General features: G+C 52.4%; 14 protein-coding genes. 12 read left to right on the top strand and 2 right to left on the bottom strand.

All coding sequences use genetic code 11. The features are described 5' to 3' along the window. Window positions 1-3: 3 nt before the first annotated feature. The 6 genes from QNJ86_RS06960 to QNJ86_RS06935 all read left to right on the top strand — a co-directional run bounded on the left by QNJ86_RS06960 (window position 4) and on the right by QNJ86_RS06935 (window position 5,815). A complete protein-coding gene (locus QNJ86_RS06960) occupies window positions 4-741 on the top strand; it encodes an energy-coupling factor transporter transmembrane component T (protein ID WP_283831884.1) in 738 nt (245 codons plus the stop codon). Then, window positions 738-2,333, top strand: coding sequence for an ABC transporter ATP-binding protein (locus tag QNJ86_RS06955; protein WP_283831883.1), 1,596 nt, complete (start codon window positions 738-740; stop codon window positions 2,331-2,333). Before QNJ86_RS06960 ends, QNJ86_RS06955 begins: the two co-directional genes overlap by 4 nt. A 4-nt stretch (window positions 2,334-2,337) precedes the next feature. Continuing rightward, a complete protein-coding gene (locus QNJ86_RS06950) occupies window positions 2,338-3,315 on the top strand; it encodes a helix-turn-helix transcriptional regulator (protein WP_283831882.1) in 978 nt (325 codons plus the stop codon). A gap of 533 nt (window positions 3,316-3,848) precedes the next feature. Next, complete coding sequence (locus tag QNJ86_RS06945; RefSeq protein WP_283831881.1) at window positions 3,849-4,046, top strand: hypothetical protein; 198 nt, start codon at window positions 3,849-3,851, stop codon at window positions 4,044-4,046. A 346-nt stretch (window positions 4,047-4,392) separates the two neighbouring features. Beyond that, window positions 4,393-4,869: a hypothetical protein gene (locus QNJ86_RS06940; protein ID WP_283831880.1), complete on the top strand. Its 477-nt coding sequence runs from the start codon at window positions 4,393-4,395 to the stop codon at window positions 4,867-4,869. Next, on the top strand, window positions 4,835-5,815 hold the full coding sequence (locus QNJ86_RS06935; RefSeq protein WP_283831879.1) for a hypothetical protein: 981 nt from the start codon (window positions 4,835-4,837) through the stop codon (window positions 5,813-5,815). Before QNJ86_RS06940 ends, QNJ86_RS06935 begins: the two co-directional genes overlap by 35 nt. Window positions 5,816-6,109: 294 nt before the next feature. On the opposite strand, the gene QNJ86_RS06930 is transcribed toward QNJ86_RS06935, so the two are convergent. Then, entirely contained in the window at window positions 6,110-8,731 is a 2,622-nt protein-coding gene (locus QNJ86_RS06930; RefSeq protein ID WP_283831878.1) for a DEAD/DEAH box helicase, read from the bottom strand. 3 nt (window positions 8,732-8,734) lie between these two features. Next, a complete protein-coding gene (locus QNJ86_RS06925; protein WP_283831877.1) occupies window positions 8,735-10,480 on the bottom strand; it encodes a site-specific DNA-methyltransferase in 1,746 nt (581 codons plus the stop codon). Window positions 10,481-10,729: 249 nt separating this feature from the next. Between QNJ86_RS06925 and QNJ86_RS06920 the strand changes: the two genes are divergently transcribed. From QNJ86_RS06920 to QNJ86_RS06895, 6 genes are all read left to right on the top strand, one after another. After that, complete coding sequence (locus QNJ86_RS06920; RefSeq protein ID WP_283831876.1) at window positions 10,730-12,682, top strand: DUF4268 domain-containing protein; 1,953 nt, start codon at window positions 10,730-10,732, stop codon at window positions 12,680-12,682. 77 nt (window positions 12,683-12,759) lie between these two features. Then, a complete protein-coding gene (locus QNJ86_RS06915; RefSeq protein ID WP_283831875.1) occupies window positions 12,760-13,086 on the top strand; it encodes a DUF6429 family protein in 327 nt (108 codons plus the stop codon). Further along, window positions 13,083-15,482, top strand: coding sequence for a TOTE conflict system archaeo-eukaryotic primase domain-containing protein (locus QNJ86_RS06910; RefSeq protein ID WP_283831874.1), 2,400 nt, complete (start codon window positions 13,083-13,085; stop codon window positions 15,480-15,482). Before QNJ86_RS06915 ends, QNJ86_RS06910 begins: the two co-directional genes overlap by 4 nt. Before the next feature lie 134 nt (window positions 15,483-15,616). Continuing rightward, window positions 15,617-16,036, top strand: coding sequence for a peptide deformylase (locus tag QNJ86_RS06905; RefSeq protein WP_283831873.1), 420 nt, complete (start codon window positions 15,617-15,619; stop codon window positions 16,034-16,036). Between the two features lie 21 nt (window positions 16,037-16,057). Next, window positions 16,058-16,234 carry a hypothetical protein gene (locus QNJ86_RS06900; RefSeq protein ID WP_283831872.1) on the top strand — a complete coding sequence of 59 codons (177 nt, stop codon included), beginning with the start codon at window positions 16,058-16,060 and terminating at the stop codon, window positions 16,232-16,234. Window positions 16,235-16,296: 62 nt separating this feature from the next. Continuing rightward, window positions 16,297-18,453 (top strand): HelD family protein, encoded by a 2,157-nt coding sequence (locus QNJ86_RS06895; RefSeq protein ID WP_283831871.1) that lies wholly within the window; start codon window positions 16,297-16,299, stop codon window positions 18,451-18,453. Window positions 18,454-18,498 lie beyond the last annotated feature (45 nt).

Raw genomic sequence — 18,498 nt, 5'->3', positions numbered from 1 at the left:
ACGATGGAGCTGCTTCGGTCAAATGCGGGAGAGCGGACAGTGCGGCTCGACCCGCGCACGAAGATGGTGATGCTGTTCGCAGTCTCGACGGTGCTCCTGCTCGGAGGAAACGGGGGCGCGATGTTCGCCGTGCGCACGGCGATGCTGCTGTTCCCCTTCGGTTTGCTCGCGATATCGGGGCGCACACGCGCAGCGGGGCTCATGCTCGCGGCGTATCTTGGGACCTACGCGCTCGCTGCGTTCGCCGCGCCCGCGCTTGAAGGCATGGCGAGCACGGTCATCGTGGCAACGGCGACGGTGGTCTCCCGCTTCGTGCCCACGCTCGCGCTCGCGTACTTCGTGTTCGCCACGACGACGGTATCCGAGTTCATGGCGGCCATGGCGCGCATGCGCATGCCCGACTGGATTACCATCCCGCTGTCGGTGCTGTTCAGGTTCTTCCCCACGCTCGGCCAAGAAGCGCGGGCGATCAACTCCGCCATGCGGATGCGAAACATCACCCCGACCTCCCGCGGGTTCGCCTATGCGGAGAACTGTCTGGTTCCGCTCATGAGCTGCGCCGTCTCCATCGGCGAAGACTTATCCGCGGCCGCGCTGGCCAGGGGTCTCGGCGCGCCCTGGCCGAGGACGAACATCGCTAGCATCGGGTTCACGCCGGTCGATGCGGCGGTTATCGCCGCGTCGCTTGCCGCAACGGCAATCCTCGCTTTGGGCCTTGCTTTCCCGGGGGCGATCGCATGAAAAAAGAAACGAAGACCGAGGCTCCCGTTCTTTTCATGGACGACGTTTCGTTCTCCTATGCAGGAGGGCGCTCCGGATCGGGCGTCGAGGGAATTTCCCTGTCGCTCGGGAAGGGCGAGGTGGCTCTGCTGTGCGGACGCTCCGGCTGCGGCAAGACCACCGTCACGCGGCTCGCGAACGGCCTCGCCCCGCATTTCTACGAAGGGTCGGAAACCGGCACCGTGCGCGTGTGCGGCCTCGATGTCGCACACGCGCAGCTCTGGGAAACCGCGCGATTCGTCGGCAGCGTCTTTCAGAATCCCAAAACCCAGTTCTACAGCGTGGGTGTCCGAGGAGAAATAGCCTTCGGGTGCGAGAACTTGGGATTCGAGCCTGCCGACATCGAACGGCGGGTGGACGCCGCGGCAAAGGAGTTCAATCTAACACCCCTGATCGACGAAAGCCTCTTTTCTCTCTCGGGCGGTCAGAAGCAGCGCGTGGCGTGTTCAAGCGCCGCGGCTACGTCTCCCGCGCTCATCGTGCTGGACGAACCGTCGTCCAACCTCGACTTCGAGGCGATCGTACAGCTTCGATCGGCCATCGCGCGCTGGAAGACCGAAGGGGTCGCCGTGCTCGTGGCGGAGCACCGGCTCCACTACCTCGAAGGAATTGTGGATCACGTGCTTTACCTCGAAAACGGCCGCCTCGCGCACCGATGGACGGCTGAGGAGTTCGCGCGGCTCGACGACGCCGAGCGCATACAGCTCGGTCTGCGCGCACGAAGCATCGACGACATCTTCCGAAACAGCGGTTGCTGTGGCACCCCAGCGATGTCCAATGCGCAAAAGGCAACGCTCGGAAAAAACGTGGTGCGCTTCGAGAACCTGACAGCACGCTTCCGGAAAAACGGAGTCCTCGAGAAAACCCTCGAGATCGCCAGCCTCGAGCTTCCCGCCGGAAGCATCACGGCGCTTGTCGGCGCATGCGGCGCTGGAAAGTCGACGTTCGCCGAAGCCGTATGCGGCCTCAACCGATGCGACGGAACCGTAACTTTGGACGGAACTCGTCTGGGAAAGCGCGCTCGCAGGCGCACGTGCTTCATGGTCATGCAGGATGCGAGCCACCAGCTCTTCTCGGAAAGCGTGCTCGACGAGGTGACGCTCGGCATGGAAGGACCCGACCGGCAACAACGCGGCCTCGACATCCTGCGCGACCTCGACCTCGATCCGTTCGCCGAAGATCACCCACTGTCGCTTTCGGGCGGGCAACGCCAGCGCGTCGCAATCGCCCAAGCGCTTGCCACCAACCGGGCGCTCGTCGTCTACGACGAGCCGACGAGCGGTCTCGACCTCTTCCACATGCGACAGGTCGCCGAAGGCATCCGCCGCGTGCGTGAACGGGGCATCACGCAGGTCGTCATCACGCACGATCCGGAGTTCGCGCTATCGTGCTGCACGCACGTCGCCGTAATGGACAGGGGGAGAATCACGGAGACTTACCCGCTCGAAGAAAGCGGCATCAGCCGGCTAGCGTCCTTCTTCTGGTCGAAATACCATACAGGAGAAGAGGATCCGCCAATCCGCAAGACTCCTTCTTCGCGGCAGAAGGAGTGAAGCTATGACAGTGTTCGACATACTCGCAAAGAGAAACGCCGACAAGCTGCGCGCCGTCAGAGCGGACGGGGCGTCCATTCGATACCATCTGCGCATGGACAACAGCGAGGCGGGCGTCATTGATGCGTTCGAGCTCTTCAACGGCGTTTCCCTGGCGTTCAACAGCATCCCCCAAGGCACCGCGTCATGGGACGACATCGAGCCGCTCGAGCTCCAGATTGACTGGTGCTTGCGCGGTCGGTTCCAACTTGACGACGGCATCCGCCTCGGAGACGGTGAGCTTGCCGTGCATGACGAGCGGGTGAGAAAGCGCTCCATGAGGTTTCCCGCGCCGCTGTACACAGGATTTACCATCAGAATCAGCCAGTCAGAGGGAGCGGAGGTTCTCTCCCGCCTCCTCTCCCTCGACTTCGATGCCCTTGCGCAGCGGCTCACAGGGTCGAGCGGCTGCAAGATCTATGCGCCCGACCCCTCAATGAAGGCTCTTCTCGAATCGTTTTGGGATATCGACGAACGGGAACCGCTGATGCGGCTGCGTCTCAAAGCGCTCGAACTCATCTCTCTTGTCAACGCGACCCCTCGTCTTGCCCCGCGAACAGAAGACTATCTGCAAAGAAGTACTATCGACTCTCTTGAAAGGGGCATGAGGCTTCTCGGATCGAATCTCGAGCAGAACGTCGCAGTGGCAGATGTGGCGGAGGCGTCATGCATGGGCATATCCGCCTTCAAGGAAAAGTTCACGAAGACGTTCGGGATCACGCCGATGGCATACCGCCGCCAATGCCGCATGGAACGTGCCGCCCAGCTTCTTGGCGCAACCGATAAAAGCATATCGGACATTGCACTCTCCGTGGGATATCGCAACCCGAGCAAGTTCTCCGCCGCCTTCGCGGCAGCCTTCGGACGATCGCCCTCAGGGTACCGAGCCGCAAACAGCTCAGGTAGCGCGCATTTAGCAAATGCCTTTCAGTCGCGCGAGTAGCATGGAGCGCAAACGCTATCGAACTTGCGCGCCCAATCCCGGCCATTAAAGGCTCGGCAGCCCGTAACGTCCAATCCAAGTCGAACCCCAAAAGCATTGCGAGTTTGCACAGGAGTAATGAAGAAGGCATCGTGAACAGCAGAAACACTCCTTTGAGTTTCCTTAAGAATGACAATTAGACAGTCGGCACTGGCAAGCGAGACACCCTCCTCGATGCATCTTTGGGTAAACCCTGGCCAAACGAGAAGTGCCGTCGTATCAGAAATAAGAGGTTTCGGCAGATCACGCAACATAATCGTCTATCGCTAAACTCAAGTCAAAAACTCATGCAACGATAATGCACGAAACGGTCGAGTTTGAAATGAGTTTTCTCTTGAAGGAGCCGTCGGGATACGATCGATAACAGGAAGTAACCACGGATAGACCAAGAGCAGAATTGCAAAAACAGACCACTTTTCTTTTGTAGAATGGGAATAGCTCTCAACCATGAACCAATCCCGTAAGATAAATTGTAGTATTGCTAAGAGGAATGAATGGACGGTTTGGAATCGCCAGGCAAAAATACCATTAGTCAATCTCGGCTCGTTGCTGAAGCCCAATCGTTGCCTTTCGATAAGCGAAAAAACATCATTGCTGATCAACCGGAAACAACTCTTCACAAGCATCTTAAAGTGCTTTTTTCTTCAATGGATTCGAATCTTGAAGTATTACTCATGGACCTAATGAATTAGGAAAAGATTTAGTTCTTCTTCGAAGAGACTTAATCAGTACTACCGCTCGCGCAGTAATAGTTAAATGTGGAAATATTACCGGTAAGGCAAATGGCCCAATTGACACTATAAAGAGTCAGATTGAGATGGCTCTATGTCACCCTTATACCTCGAATGGCATTGATGAAATTCATATATTGGAAATACTAAGTCAGTATTAGCGTAAATAACCGACTCGAACCAATTACAAAGACTAGTGCAATTAAAACAGCCGACATTATGCGCGTATTAGAAAAGGAAAAACAGGTAGCTTTGGTGGGAGAAGCTGGATGCGGAAAATCTTCCACTTTAAGAAAACTAACAATCGATGCGTTTAGGAGTTGCAGAGACTCGCTATCGTGACTTACCCGAAGCCTTGTCAATTAATGCAGTCTTCATAGACGGCCTTGACGAGTTAAGTCCACCCGACAGGTCAAAATTAATTCCTCTTTTGAATGAACTTTCTCTAACTAAAAATCTCCCTGTTCTTATATCGTCACGACGTGGAAATTATTTCGAGACAGTGAATTGGGCATGCTATGAGATCGGACCCATGAATACAGGTCAAGCTTTGGCATTATGCGAGAGAGTTATTTCTGATCAAGCTTTATCCCAATCGCTGAAAACCGGTATATCGCAGATGCGTAACAACTTTGAGTTAACCCCGCTTGCTATATTCTTACTTATCGACATCATTGAAGAACATCAGGAGGTACCAGCATCTTTGACTGAACTTTATGAGCGATATACAGATACTGTACTTGGAAAGCATGACAAAGAAAAAGGAATCGAAGTTTTATTTTGAATATGAACTCAAAAAAAGATTTTTGGCAGAATTGGCATATGAGTATTTTGTTCAACAAAATGTCGACTCGATATCAATGAAGGCATTTTATGATTTTGGAGAAAAATACTTCTCGGATTTTGATTGGCCCTGGGAAAATTGGGAGAGCCTTCTCGATGAACTTAAACGATCCTCTCTGGTTATCATTGACGAAAAGGATGGGTCTCTTCATTTTAGGCACAGATCCTTTTTAGAGTTCTTTGCAGCATATCAGCTGCACATTAGTCCAAATGAATACCATGAAAATGTATCCACTGCGTTAGATTTATATTTCAACCCTTTCTGGACTGATATTGCGTTTTATTTTTTTGGCTTGAAGAAGAGCATGATTTTGTCATTTCTTAACCAAATATTTGATTATGAGGACGATCAGCCATTCGCGTTAGTTTGTAAAATGCGAAGTGGAAGACTTCTGCAAGCGTGTTGGCATTCGCGAACAGCAGTAAAAATTGAGGGCTTATTACAATCAAGCAGCTATGAACAAACTATTAGGAATTCCTTTTTAGAGTATGCATCCAAAGAAGACCCGGACATGCCTCCCATTTTCGCTGATCTAGTGCTATTGTCGATTGCCTCAGAATCCTATTGTAGTGTCTTCTTGAAACCTCAGATAGAACAACTCCTTCATGAAGAGATGCCTGACCGAGAAGACGCTATTTTAGCCAAGTTGTGTCTTTTCGCTGGATCGGCAACTCTTATTGATAAGGAAGAAAAAGAGAAGTTAGTTTCAAGATTCATTGACGCATTAAAGGCGACGAACAATAAAGAGCTTGAGGGGCGTGGACTTCTTTATCTATTATGTTCCACCGACGAAGACGGCAATGCGCGCAAAACCGTCAGTCGCAGGTTAAAAGCTTTTAGCAGGAAGTACTCTTCTATTATAAAGGGGCTTTTGCCGACTCCTTAGTCAACAAAAGGGAGTACAAATATTAACTTATATGTGAGCATTAAAAAGGGGTGACTTTGACCAATTAACAACATCAAAGTATATAGAAGTACTACGGAGAAGATTCTGTAAACCCTTGTAGCGAGAAAGCAAATCATCACGAGGGTTTACAGCACATCCACCAAACACGTGCACAATCATTTCCCACATCCAAGAGCACACCCAAACTGAAATGATTTAAAGCACCGAACAACTGTCTTGAAAGCTCTATGTAAACAAGCCCGTAAAGAAATCAGATTCGAGCAAATTATCAATCTATCTCATCAGCCCAAGTATCTGCGTCTTAAATTCTGCGAGCGTATAAGAACTACTTGCATCAATTGCATCGTGATCAAAAACCATAAAGTAGCGATAGTTCGAGCCAGCCATCATAGCCCAACGAGTGCCAAGGTCTAGTTTAGCTCGGCTATCGTCATTCTTAAGTTGCTCCCCTTTGGTCTCAATGGCTAAAATGAGCCCGCCTTGCGTCATTGCAAGAAAATCGGGGTAATGGTTGATAAATCCATTGATAAAGAACTCTCCCTCTTTTCTCTCCACAACACGATGCCACCAGCGAATAGTTTCGCAATTAGCAAGGGTTTCGGCCATTTTGCGCTCGATTTCCGTAAGATTAGCATCCTCCGCCTCATACAAGGAATGGTCATAAATTGTAAGCGGGTTAGTTTGCAAGATTCTCAAAGGGAATTGATAACAACACTCCAAAGTAATCAGTCCGGAGTCGATTTGTTTTTCAAATTGCTCTCTACAATGGTTCGCAGAAAGCTGAGATATCGCTTCGACAATAGCTTTCGCATACCGCGAAGCGTTATCAATATAAGCATCCACTTGTGAGTCATCCATTTGATCAACAACTCGAGATACAAAGTTTTTCAGTCCTTTATCACCGTAGGTATTTTGGAATTGTATAGACATACAATTGATAATCCCGTTACACATTTCTGATCTCTTGGATGTTTGCGTGTAACGAGCAAAGAGCGACCTGAGATCGGCACTTTGTTGAACACCAAGCTGTTTAACCCTTAACTCACCTGAATCATCGTAAATATCAACTTCTCGAGCGCCCTCAAAACCCGATGAATCAATATTGACGCATCCGGTTCCACACGATGCAAGATTAAAGTTTTGCAAAAGCATCTTGCGATCAAATGGGAGAGTTTCTTCATCTGAAAAAAGTCCTGCACGTTGGTGGTATCGAAACTGGGGTAGTAGAAGTCTGTTAACACTATCCACAAGAGACGCTTGAATGGCATACATATTCTTCTCTCCCCCTACACCGGTAGTACTATTCGATGTATGCGCTTGCTCTTCAACAACCTTACTCTCGAAATCACGTTCGAGGTTTTCAGCATTAACAACAATAGCCGAAATGGACTTAGGCACGGCTAAGCCCCCCATTTGCTCTGCCATCCCACCATCAAACTCAGATAAAGTAAGTTCAAAATCATCATCCAAAGCCCTATATGCTTGCTCCAAAGAAGGCTGAATTGGCCGAAGAATCGGACGCACCGTAACCTCTCCCTCAACGACGTCATGCTTAGAAAAGCCGGCACCGTTGAGTCCTTCAATAACCTGATCTACCGTTTGATTAAAATCAGCTGACGATGTGAGAACATAGGAGATATTGAGGCTCCGCTCGGGATACCTAGTAGCGTATGGCTGCCTCAAGATACGGCCAACAAGCTGCTCGACGCTCACTTTAGAACTTTTGTTTGCCACAGTGGCAAGAATATAGGCAAACGGACAATCCCACCCTTCAGCAAGCGCCTCAACCGTGATAACAAAACGTATAGGACACGCACGACTCATTAAGTCCGTGTCGCCAAGTTCGTCAACGCTTCCTGTACGCACGGCAATCTGCTCTTCAGGAATTCCTGCATCAATAAGTCTGCTTTTTAGTTTTTCGAAAGTTTCAGCTTCATTGTCACCCCTGCGCTCGGCTTGAAACAATACGATCGGGCGAATGTAACGACCACTTTTCTTTTCGCTGTGCTTTGCGATATTCTCGAGTTGCTGTTGCAACAGAAAAGCATCCTGGATAACCGACTTCTTATCTTGGCGACGATATACGATAACTGGAAGCTTTACCATCTCTTCAGCTTTCAGCTCCGTCGACTTAACCCTCGATATAACATTTGCATCTTTACCCGGAGTGGCTGTAAGTTCCAATACAAAACGTGGATTAAGATTACGAAGCATATCAATAGAGAGCTTGCTACCAGCATGGTGCGACTCATCAACAATCACAACGGGATTCGTACCAGCTAGCGCCGAAATTAGAGCCGTATCATCAGCGCCGTCTACGTCCACATACTGCCCAGTTTCTTTCTGATATTCCGTTAACTGAGAAAGTGAAGCATTCTCAGCATAAGCACGCCTTCCGTCCTTATTCTTAAAGGAGTCATAAGATAGAACGAATATTGTCAGTTGATCCTCGACGGTTGTCCGCGTGAATCCACGTCCACGAAGCCCGTCCTCCTTATCGAGCACTTCGACACAGTGTGCAAAGTCCCGATCGATCGTCATACGCAACGCACTCGCAGAATCACGAAGCTGACGAAGTGTTTGGCGTAGAATCTCCTTGCGAGGAACAAGCCAGACGACAACATCAGCTGGCGTTTCTGGAAGCTCTTCAAAAACGGGGAAGAGCGCATTCGCGGCTATGAAGGTTTTACCTCCGCCCGTTGGGACTTTAATGCATACTTTTGGCGATCCATGCAAAACGTCAGAATAAGAAGCAACACCGCCCTGTCCCGCAACGAGACCATCCTCGGCAAGATGATTCTCATAAGCCCTCCGGGCGTCAAGACAGTCGGAATATTTGCGTAAGTATCCGCATAGGTTCTGGATGACTCGCTTTTGATAGTTCTTAAGTTCCATGCTTCACATCCTGGCTATCTGACGGGGAATTTGTTTAAACCGAATAGAGAGCGCATCAAGGGTCTCTTGGGGAAGAACACAACGATCCGCATAGATGACTGTTGGTTTGCCTCGCACAGGAAGGCCACTCAAAAGATCATATCCTAGGGTTGTCTCACTTGCAGGATCATAAGCGAGATAGTAGGCCGTCTCGCCTACTTTGCCCATAAAGTATGGGTGCTCATCAGTGCGATCCATATAAACACACTTCGTCTCTGTGTACCACACATAGCGCATAGTCTCTTTTATTGGAACGGCCGGATTAAGGCCCTTTCCATTGAAAAGATTAAGTCCTAGCTCAAAATAGGAGAAACCCCCATTGGTTCCTTCGACAACTTTCGCACCTGTTCCATATCCTGCAATAACCCGCCGCACGCGCTCGGCAGTAATATTGTCTGCATAATCCATTGTTTCAACGAGGATAAACCGACGATTGCCCCCATCACGCTTATTCAGGTTGAGTACTGCGTGAGCAGTTGTGCCAGAACCGGCAAAGGAATCAAGTACGAGAGCATCATCGCTTGCTGCAACCTGAAGTACACGTTCAACAAGTCTTGTCGGTTTAGGGGTGTCAAAAGGCGTGGCGCCGTCAAAGATGGCCTTTATTTCTTTTTTTGCCTCATCAGTATGACCACACTCTTCATAAGACCAAAAATTAGTTGGTAAACGCCCGCCTACATTCTCTAAATAAGTCTTACGACGAATACCGCCTTTTCCTCCTTTTGTGAAATAGAAACGCGGCCACTGGCCCCGCTTATATACCGCCTCTGCAGCTTTTTTAGATTCAACCAATGAATTCGAAAGAACAATTGACGGTACACCAGTTCGTACATCAGCCGTTGACACACCGCAGATTCGAGCACGCTGTTCGGCATCATCAATATCTTTAAGTTCGTACTCGCACCAGCCTCTCAGGTACTCAAGCATCTGACCTTGTTCATATCTCCAGCATGCCCCCTGGCTAGGATACAATAATTCGCCTGTAAATGGATGTTGTATTGCATAAACCATTCCCTGATGCGTGGCAGCGCCAGGAGCACATGGATTATCGCTCGTCCATGGCATCACATCGTTGTCGGGATTCTTGTATTTGGCATCCATTTTCACCGTGCGAGGAAGTTTTTTTGGCTGCCAACCAGACAACTTTCCATACACTAGGATATGTTCGACTTCTGCAGGAATGCCCTTTGAGTCATTTCGAGTAGAATAGTTGCGCTGCCATGAAATATCAGCTACGAAGCAGCTCGAACCAAATATTTCGTCACAGACAAGTTTAAGGTTGGCAAACTCATTATCATCAATACTGATAAAAATTGCTCCTTTATCACTAAGCAATCGGCGAAGCAGTTGAAGCCGGGGGTACATCATGCAAAGCCACTTGTCATGTCGGGAGAAATCTTCTCCCTCTTTTCCAACAACTTCGCCAAGCCACTTCCTTATGCGCGGGTCATTGACATTGTCGTTATAAACCCAACCTTCGTTGCCAGTATTGTAAGGCGGATCGATATAGATGACGTCAACCCTCCCCTCAAATTGAGGGAGTAGAGATTTCAGCGCCTCAAGGTTATCTCCATGGATAATCATATTCCCATGATCAGAGCCCTCTTTATCAAGTGTTCCCTTTTCCGTAATACGCTCAAGCACCCGGAATGGCACGTAGCGGTGGTGGTTGACAACTTTATCCTTGCCCATCCAATCCAATGTTGGCATGAAACACTACCCTTCACACTTATGCGCATCGAAGTAAGCTTATATGATTTTACCAGATCGTTTGTTTTCGACACCCACCTTGAAGCTTGATAAATTGATTATGCAAACTTCCCTTAACGGCAGACCGCAATCCTTCCTGATCACCCTGAATCCCTCTCTTGATAATAAGCATTACTACCCACCTTCAGATATTCCTAGTACTATACCTATTGCAATGTAACAACCCGAAACCCATTCGATAGGAACCATATGGACCCCTCGGCTGCAGTATTTCTTGACAGGCTTTCGGCAGGATCTATTCGTTACATAATTCCAGTTTACCAGCGTATGTATGCCTGGGGAGAAGAACACTGCCGACAGCTATGGAATGACATTGTAAGCATTGGACGAGCTGGCGGCGGTCACCATTTTACCGGGTCGCTTGTGTGGGTTCAAAACGGTGGCATTGGCGGAGACGGAGATGTCACCGCACTCCTTATCGACGGCCAACAGCGGATGACTACACTATCGCTACTCTTACTCGCTTTGGCCGACTACGCAAAAGCACACGACGGAATAGCACCCGACGGATCGGAACTTGAGTTTTTCAGCGAAGACATCTGCCAAGACTTCTTGCTTCACAATAAACGAACCCAAGACGCCTCACGTTACAAGCTTACTTTATCAGAAGAAGACAATGAAACCTTTCATTCACTGATCGAAGTGGCTCTCGATCTCTCTCATCCCCGCACTGAAAGCTCTCGTCGCATCATCGACAACTACGAGTTCTTCAAAGCTCAGCTCGCCACATTCGGAGACCCAAATCTCATCTGGCGAGGCATTCGTAAATTGCAAGTAATCTCAGTCTCTCTGAGCCCGGGTGAAGACAATCCCCAGCTCATTTTTGAGTCCATGAACTCCACGGGTAAAGACCTTGCAGCTGCCGATCTCGTACGAAACTTCGTACTTATGGGGCTTCCCGTTCAAGACCAGAACCGCCTCTATCAAAACTACTGGCGACAAATCGAGCTTAATCTTGGTCACGATACCTACGATGAGTGTTTTGATGAATTCCTACAAGATTACCTCACAGTTCGCAATGCGCCCGAAACAATCAACCTTAAGGACGTATACCCTGTCTTCAAAAGAATATGCGTAAGCGAAAGTATCGACGACAACAGCGAGATCGAAGAACTCCTCGGAGAAATGCTCACCTTCTCGCGTTATTACGCATGCATCGCCTTAGGATCAGAGCAGAATCCCTGTCGTCACCGCTTGCTGGACAACCTCGCAAAACTTGGCATCAGTGTCGTCAATCCGCTCCTCATGTTTTTCTATTCAACAATGGACGACGGAAGACTTGACGGAAAAGATTGCAACCGGTGCATCGAATTACTAGAGAGTTATCTTCTGCGACGATCGGTCTGTGCTTGCCAAACAAACTCACTCAATAAGTTTTTCCCCTCGATCATCGCTCACCTTGACGCACTCGAGGAAGATGATTCTCTTTATGACGCTCTCGTTGCACTTCTTGAGGCGGAGCGCGGCACTGCACGAAGGTTTCCCGACGATAGCGAATTTGCGGTTGAGTTAAGCAATAAAAACATGTATGCCTTTAAGAAGGCGCTCTATCTACTTAATCGCTTAGAAAACTCGTATCACGCCAAAACGCCAATAGATTTCCTTACCGGTACATACACCATTGAGCACGTAATGCCCCAAAACGCACTTGCCCATCCAGAGTGGATAACTATGTTGGGAGGCATAGATAGCGCTCAGCAAACATTTGATGAACTCCTACATAATTTGGGAAATCTCACCGTGACCGCCTACAACTCAGAGCTTTCCGATGGTTTGTTCAACGAAAAGCGCGAGCGAATGGTCGGCGGTTTTATCAACGATGCCGTCTCGCTCAGTCATAACACACCCAATCGCCACATTTCATTGCAAGTTTATACACGCAAAACAGTTCAAGGCGTACGTATTGAGGAGTGGTTCGATACCGCAGACTGCTATGAAGATTTTCTCAATCACCGCACCGAAATAGAATCTATCATTTCTCAAAATGAAGAGGTTTTCTGGGATAAACTCGATGCGCCAAAGAAATCACGAATTGTTTATATCCACCGAACAGTTGACGTATCCAATCCTTCAACTTGGGAAGATGCGTATGCATGGTTCGTAAAAAAGTCTTGGCTTTTCAAAAAGGCATTCACAGCTTAAGTGTTGCACATGAGATTACGAGAGAGTGAAAGGGATTCGCTATGACGCATGATGAGTTGGTTGCGGAACTTACGTAGGTGTTGTTTTACCTGACTTCATGGACGGAGCAGGATGAAGAAACGCCGGACGACGCTGGTTCTTATCAGGCTTGGAAAAGCGCTGATTGGGATGCGATTGACGCCTTGCGCGATGTGGATCTCATTTGGTGCTCCAACAAGGCTAAGTCGGTCACCATCACAGAGGAAGGCGTTACGTGCGCAAAAAAGCTTCTGGAAGAATACCGGCTTAACGACCTGCTGAAAAACGATGCACGGCCCACTTTCATCATACCGAAAGAATATGAACGAGAGGACGACGAGTCTATTCCGACTGAAGTCTCGGAATACCCAGACCCAAGCGCATGAGTGAATTCCTGGGCAAACACTCGAAATACGTGCTTCTTCATGGTTGCGAGGCGGCGTTTGTTGAGTGCATCGCTCACGGCGGGGATGGCAAGCCCATTGTCGTGTACACCGACCCCTCGGGGACTCGCCTCTATGCGACTGAAGACGAGTGGCTCGACGGGAGTCGCCAGTTTGCACAGCAAGCACACGCGCAAGGCATCATCACCTCGGACAGCCCAGCCAAGGACAAGCTCACGCTCTTCCGTAAGCTCTTCAAGGGCCGCGAGGATGTCTACGCTCATGGGTACCGTCGGAAAGACGGCGGCATCGGTTACGCCCCGGCCTGCATAAACGAATGGAAGCCAGGCACGTGCCCAAAGAAGATCAATCCGCGTTCCCCTTGTGCCGATTGCGCCCACCGCGCGTTCACTCCTCTCGACGATGCCGCACTCATCGCGCACTTCAAAGGCGCACGCGCCGACCTCAAAGATGTTGTCGGCCTCTATGTGCTCAACAAGGAAGGCAAAACGTCCGTCCTGGTCGCCGACTTCGACAAGACCGGTTGGAAGGCGGAAATCGCCGCCTATCGACACGCGTGCGAAGAAACCGGCATCGGGGTGGCCGTCGAACGATCTCGCTCCGGCAATGGTGGTCACGCATGGATATTTTTCTCCGAACCCCTTGACGCAGCGCTTGCTCGAAATCTTGGCTGCACGCTTATAACGCACGCCATGACCACTACCGGCAAGCTCAGCTTCAAAGCGTACGACCGTCTCTTCCCTGCTCAGACAACTGTTGCAGCAGGAGGCTTCGGCAACCTCATCGCGCTTCCCTTCCAAGGCCTCGCGCAACAACAGGGAAACAGCGTCTTTGTCGACGAACACTTCGAGGCATATTCCGACCAATGGAAATATCTCTCTGCGATCCAACCCGTCACACCCGATCACGCACGACAGGTTGTCGAGCAGACTCAGGATGGGCCACTCGGCCCGCTTGCGTTCGCAGAAGACAAACCCCATCGCGAAAAACCCTGGGCGCCGCGCACTAAGACATCACTTAGCAGGGATGATTTCCCCGCGACCGTTTCCCTCACAAAGGCGAACATGCTCTTCGTCGAAAAAGACGGCCTCTCTCCCGCAGCCACCAACAGGATAAGGCGCCTCGCCGCGTTCGGCAATCCTGAGTTCTATCGTGCACAAGCAATGCATCAAAGCGTATTCGGCAAGCACCGCGTGATCGACCTCAGCGAGGAGTTTGAGCAGTACCTCGCTCTTCCCCGCGGTTGCGAAAGCAAGCTTGTCGCACTTCTCGATTACTACGGCATTTCCTATCACATCACTGATGCCCGCCACACTGGAGCACCCATCGACGTCGCTTTCAAAGGCACCTTGCGGCCCTTGCAGCAAACAGCAGTCGACGCACTCCTTGAGCACGAGTGCGGCATCCTGTCCGCGCCCACAGGTTTCGGCAAAACCGTTATCGGCGCCTACTGCATCGCCCACCTCAAAATGCGCACGCTTGTCATCGCGCCGGGAACCGCCCTCCTTACCCAATGGCAGCAGCGGCTGGAAACCTTTCTCACCATTAATGAAGAACTGCCTGAACTGCTGACGAAAACTGGTCGCAAAAGCCGCAAGAAGCGCTCGCTCGTTGGCCAGATAGGAGGCGGAAAGAACGTCCCGAGCGGCATCGTGGACATTGCCACCTTCCAATCGCTCTTCGAAAAGGGCGATGTCGAAAACGCGCAGCAGCTCAAAGACCTTGTGCGCAAGCCGCGTCTTGACACGCTCATTCTTGCTGCTCCGGCATCATGGGAAGGCGTAATCACGCAGTATTCGGGGCGTCTCCATCGTGAGCACGAGGGCAAAAGCACTGTTATCGTATACGACTACATTGACGCGAGCGTTCCCATGCTCGACCGCATGTACAAAAAGCGCTTGCGAACCTACCAGAAACTCGGCTATGATCTGGCCATTCCGGAGAACACAAGCCAACCCGTTGGCTGCATCGTCAATGCGACCGACTACCAGCCGCTGCTTGCAAATGACCTTGAAAACGGCTCGAAATCCCTTTTCTTTTCAGCCCCGTATCTCAACAAGAAACGACTCAGCCAGCTGAAACCCCTGCTTGAATCTGCTGTGCAGCGCGGCATAAGCGTGACGATTGTCGTCAGCAAGCCCACGAAAACAGACTACGTGCGCCCCTTCGAAGAAGAGGTCGCTGCCCTTCGTGAAATCGGCTGCACGGTCACTGTTTGCGACGAGCGTCCCTCAGCGCTTGCTATCATCGACGAGCATATCGTTTGGTACGGCACCATCCCTCTACTCGCCTTCCCAAAAACCGACGACTGCAGCCTACGCTTCGAAAGCAGCGAAGTAGCGCACGACCTTCTGCCGTCGAACGCACCTTCAGAGTAGGCGCGTTTATTTTGTAACCAAAAGACTTCTCATGCCCGAGGTACGGCCTTGTCTGCGCCTCGTGATAGAATTCTTGGGACTGTTTTTGGACGTGGGGTCGCGGATGCGCGGCGTTTGATCGAATGGAGAAAACTATGATCAAAGAACTTATAAAAGACGAGGCGCTTCTTTCGCAGCCTTGTGAGCCTGCAACTGCTGATGACGCGGAGGTGGCGCAGGACTTGCTGGACACGCTTGGCTCGCTTGAGGATGCGGCGTGTCTTGCGGCAAACCAGATTGGGGTGACGAAGTGCGTCGTCGCATACCTCGACGACAACGAGCAGCCGCGCGTTATGTACAACCCGACGCTCAAGTTAGCGCTCGGCGCGTTCAAAACTACTGAGGGGTGCCTGTCGCTGGAGGCCGACTCCAAGGTGACGCGTTACGACCGCATCAAGGTGGCGTATGACGAACTGGTAGACGGCGCGCTACAGCCGCGCAAGAAAGACTTTACCGGCTGGACGGCACAACTCATCCAGCATATGATCGACCACTGCAAGGGCAAGCTGGTCTAGCCGCACCAAGCAGGCACACTCATGAGCACGAACAAGAACAGCTCCCAACGCGAGCAGTGGTCGCATGTCCTCGCTGCCAAAGGTCGCTCAGGGCACCTGCCACAACCGAAGGTCAACGCCTTTCGCGCGGGCATCGGGCCAAATAAAGCGTCGGGACACAAAGGCGGCATCAGTCGTCAGGGCTCCAAGCGCGGATAGCCAGCGCGCAGCGCGCAAGACCAACCGCTCAAAACACAAAGCAGACAGCATAAGGAGAACTTTTGCACACCGAGGACAGCCACAACGCCAACGCTACCGCGCCGGATCAATCCGACGACCCCGTCTTCCACCAGGAGCAACAGCACCTCGCGACCACCTACGCGAAACTCCAGGAGCTAGGGCGCGCCCTCGTGCACAAGATGGAGAAAACGCGGGAGGCGGCCGCGGCGGACAAGCGGTCCATGTCCGAAGAACTGGCACCTAACTTCGCCACCTACGCCGACGCGATGGAAACGTACGCCGACTTCGCGGCCATGAACCGCGTGATCGACGGGTACAACCTCGCGCAGGACGCGGATGCCGAAGCACTCGCCAAGATTGAACTTTTACTCAAGCAGCCCTACTTCGCGAAAGTCGCCCTCCAATTCAAGCCTGATCAGGAGCCCAAAGAGCTCTACATCGGCACCGCCGGCATTTCGGATGAGTCCTACCGTCGCCTCGTCGTGGACTGGCGCTCGCCCGTTGCCGAGGTGTACTACAACCAGGACAACGGCCCCACATCTTACGTCGCCGACGGGCGCACCATCAACGTCGACCTCAAACTGCGCCGCCAGTTCGACATCCACGAAGACCAGCTGCTCGCCTACTTCGACACCACCGTGGCCATCCAAGATTCGCTCTTGCTTGCGTCGCTCTCGAAGCAGCGCACCTCGCAGATGCAGGCCATCACGGCCACTATCCAGAAGGAACAGAACCTGGTCGTACGCCACGAGGACGTGCCCGTGCTGCTCGTGCAAGGCATCGCCGGCAGCGGCAAAACGTCCGTGCTGCTGCAACGCATCGCGTACCTGTTCTACCAGAACCGCGGCAGTCTCGACGCGCGCGAGGTATTCCTCATCACGCCGAACCCGGTGTTCCAACACTACATCGCCGGCGTGCTGCCTGACCTGGGTGAACGCAATCCGGAAAGCCTCACCTGGGACGAGTTCGCGCGCCGCCTCCTACCGCCCGACCGTGGCAGTGGCGACGTGAACGTGCCGCTTGATGCCCTTACGCGCATTGACAAAGCTGTCGCAACCTTCGAGTTCGACGCGAACGACTTCCGCGACATCCGCGTGGCCGACACGCGTCTCATCTCGGCAGACGCCATCCGCAAGCTCGCCGACAAGCTGCATCGCATCCCCGCCGGCCCACATCGCATCACACTCATGCGTGAGGAACTGCACGCGCGCCTGGAAAGCCGCCTCAAGCAGATGGCAACCACCGACGCTGTGCTCGACGAACTTTCGGCCCTCGACCTGGACGAACAGCTGCGCATCTTCCACGAGGCCATCGCCCCAGCCGACGAGCAGGAAGAACGCGCCTTCGCGCTGCGCTTCCTGAACGACCGCTACGCCGCCGCCTTCGAGGCCGTCGAGAACGACGAGTGGCTGCGCATCGACCGCATCGGCATGCGCCTGCTCGGCATTGACGGCCTCTCGCCTATTGAATGGCTCTACCTGAAAATGGCGCTTACAGGCCTTGGCAACCCGGACGCGAAGTACGTGATGATCGACGAGGTACAGGACTACAGCGCCGCCCAACTGGCCGTACTTGCGCGCTACTTCCGACGCGCACACTTCCTGCTGCTCGGCGATCCGAACCAGGCCATCACGCCAGGCACGGTGTCGTTCGACGAAGTGCGCGCCGTGTTCGAAGCGTCGCACGGGCCCGTGGAAGAATGTCGCCTCATGACGAGCTACCGCTCAACGCCCGAGATCACCGACATCTTCGCCAGCCTGCTTGACAAGGCCGAACGCGCCCACATCTCGTCCATCCAGCGCGCCGACACTCCACCCGCCATCGCCGCCTACCACGACGAAGACGCCTATACCGCCGCGCTGCGCGAAACCGTGGCGAAGGCGCGCACCAACGAGGGCCTCACCGCCCTCATCGTCCCGTGGAAGCACGAAGCGAAGCGCCTGCAGAAGCTCCTTGGTGACGACGCACCCGAACTCGTGGACGACACGGCAACCCTGCCCACGGAGGGCCTCGTGTTCATTACGCTCAAACTGGCGAAAGGCCTCGAGTTCGACCAGGTCATCATCCCGGACGCCTCCGCGCGCGTCTTCCCCGACGACCCGCTGTCCCGCCGCCGCCTCTACACCACCGTCTCGCGCGCCACCCGAACCCTCACCATCCTCGCCCACGGCCCCCTCACCCCGCTGCTTAAAAGCTAACAGGGAGCGAACTTAGGAGGCAACCCCGCCAAGGAAGGAAGCGAC

This window comes from Gordonibacter faecis (assembly GCF_030077735.1).
Classification (GTDB): domain Bacteria; phylum Actinomycetota; class Coriobacteriia; order Coriobacteriales; family Eggerthellaceae; genus Gordonibacter; species Gordonibacter faecis.
The sequence above is the reverse complement of the archived record's forward strand: the minus strand, read 5'-3'. Positions and strand labels throughout refer to the sequence as shown.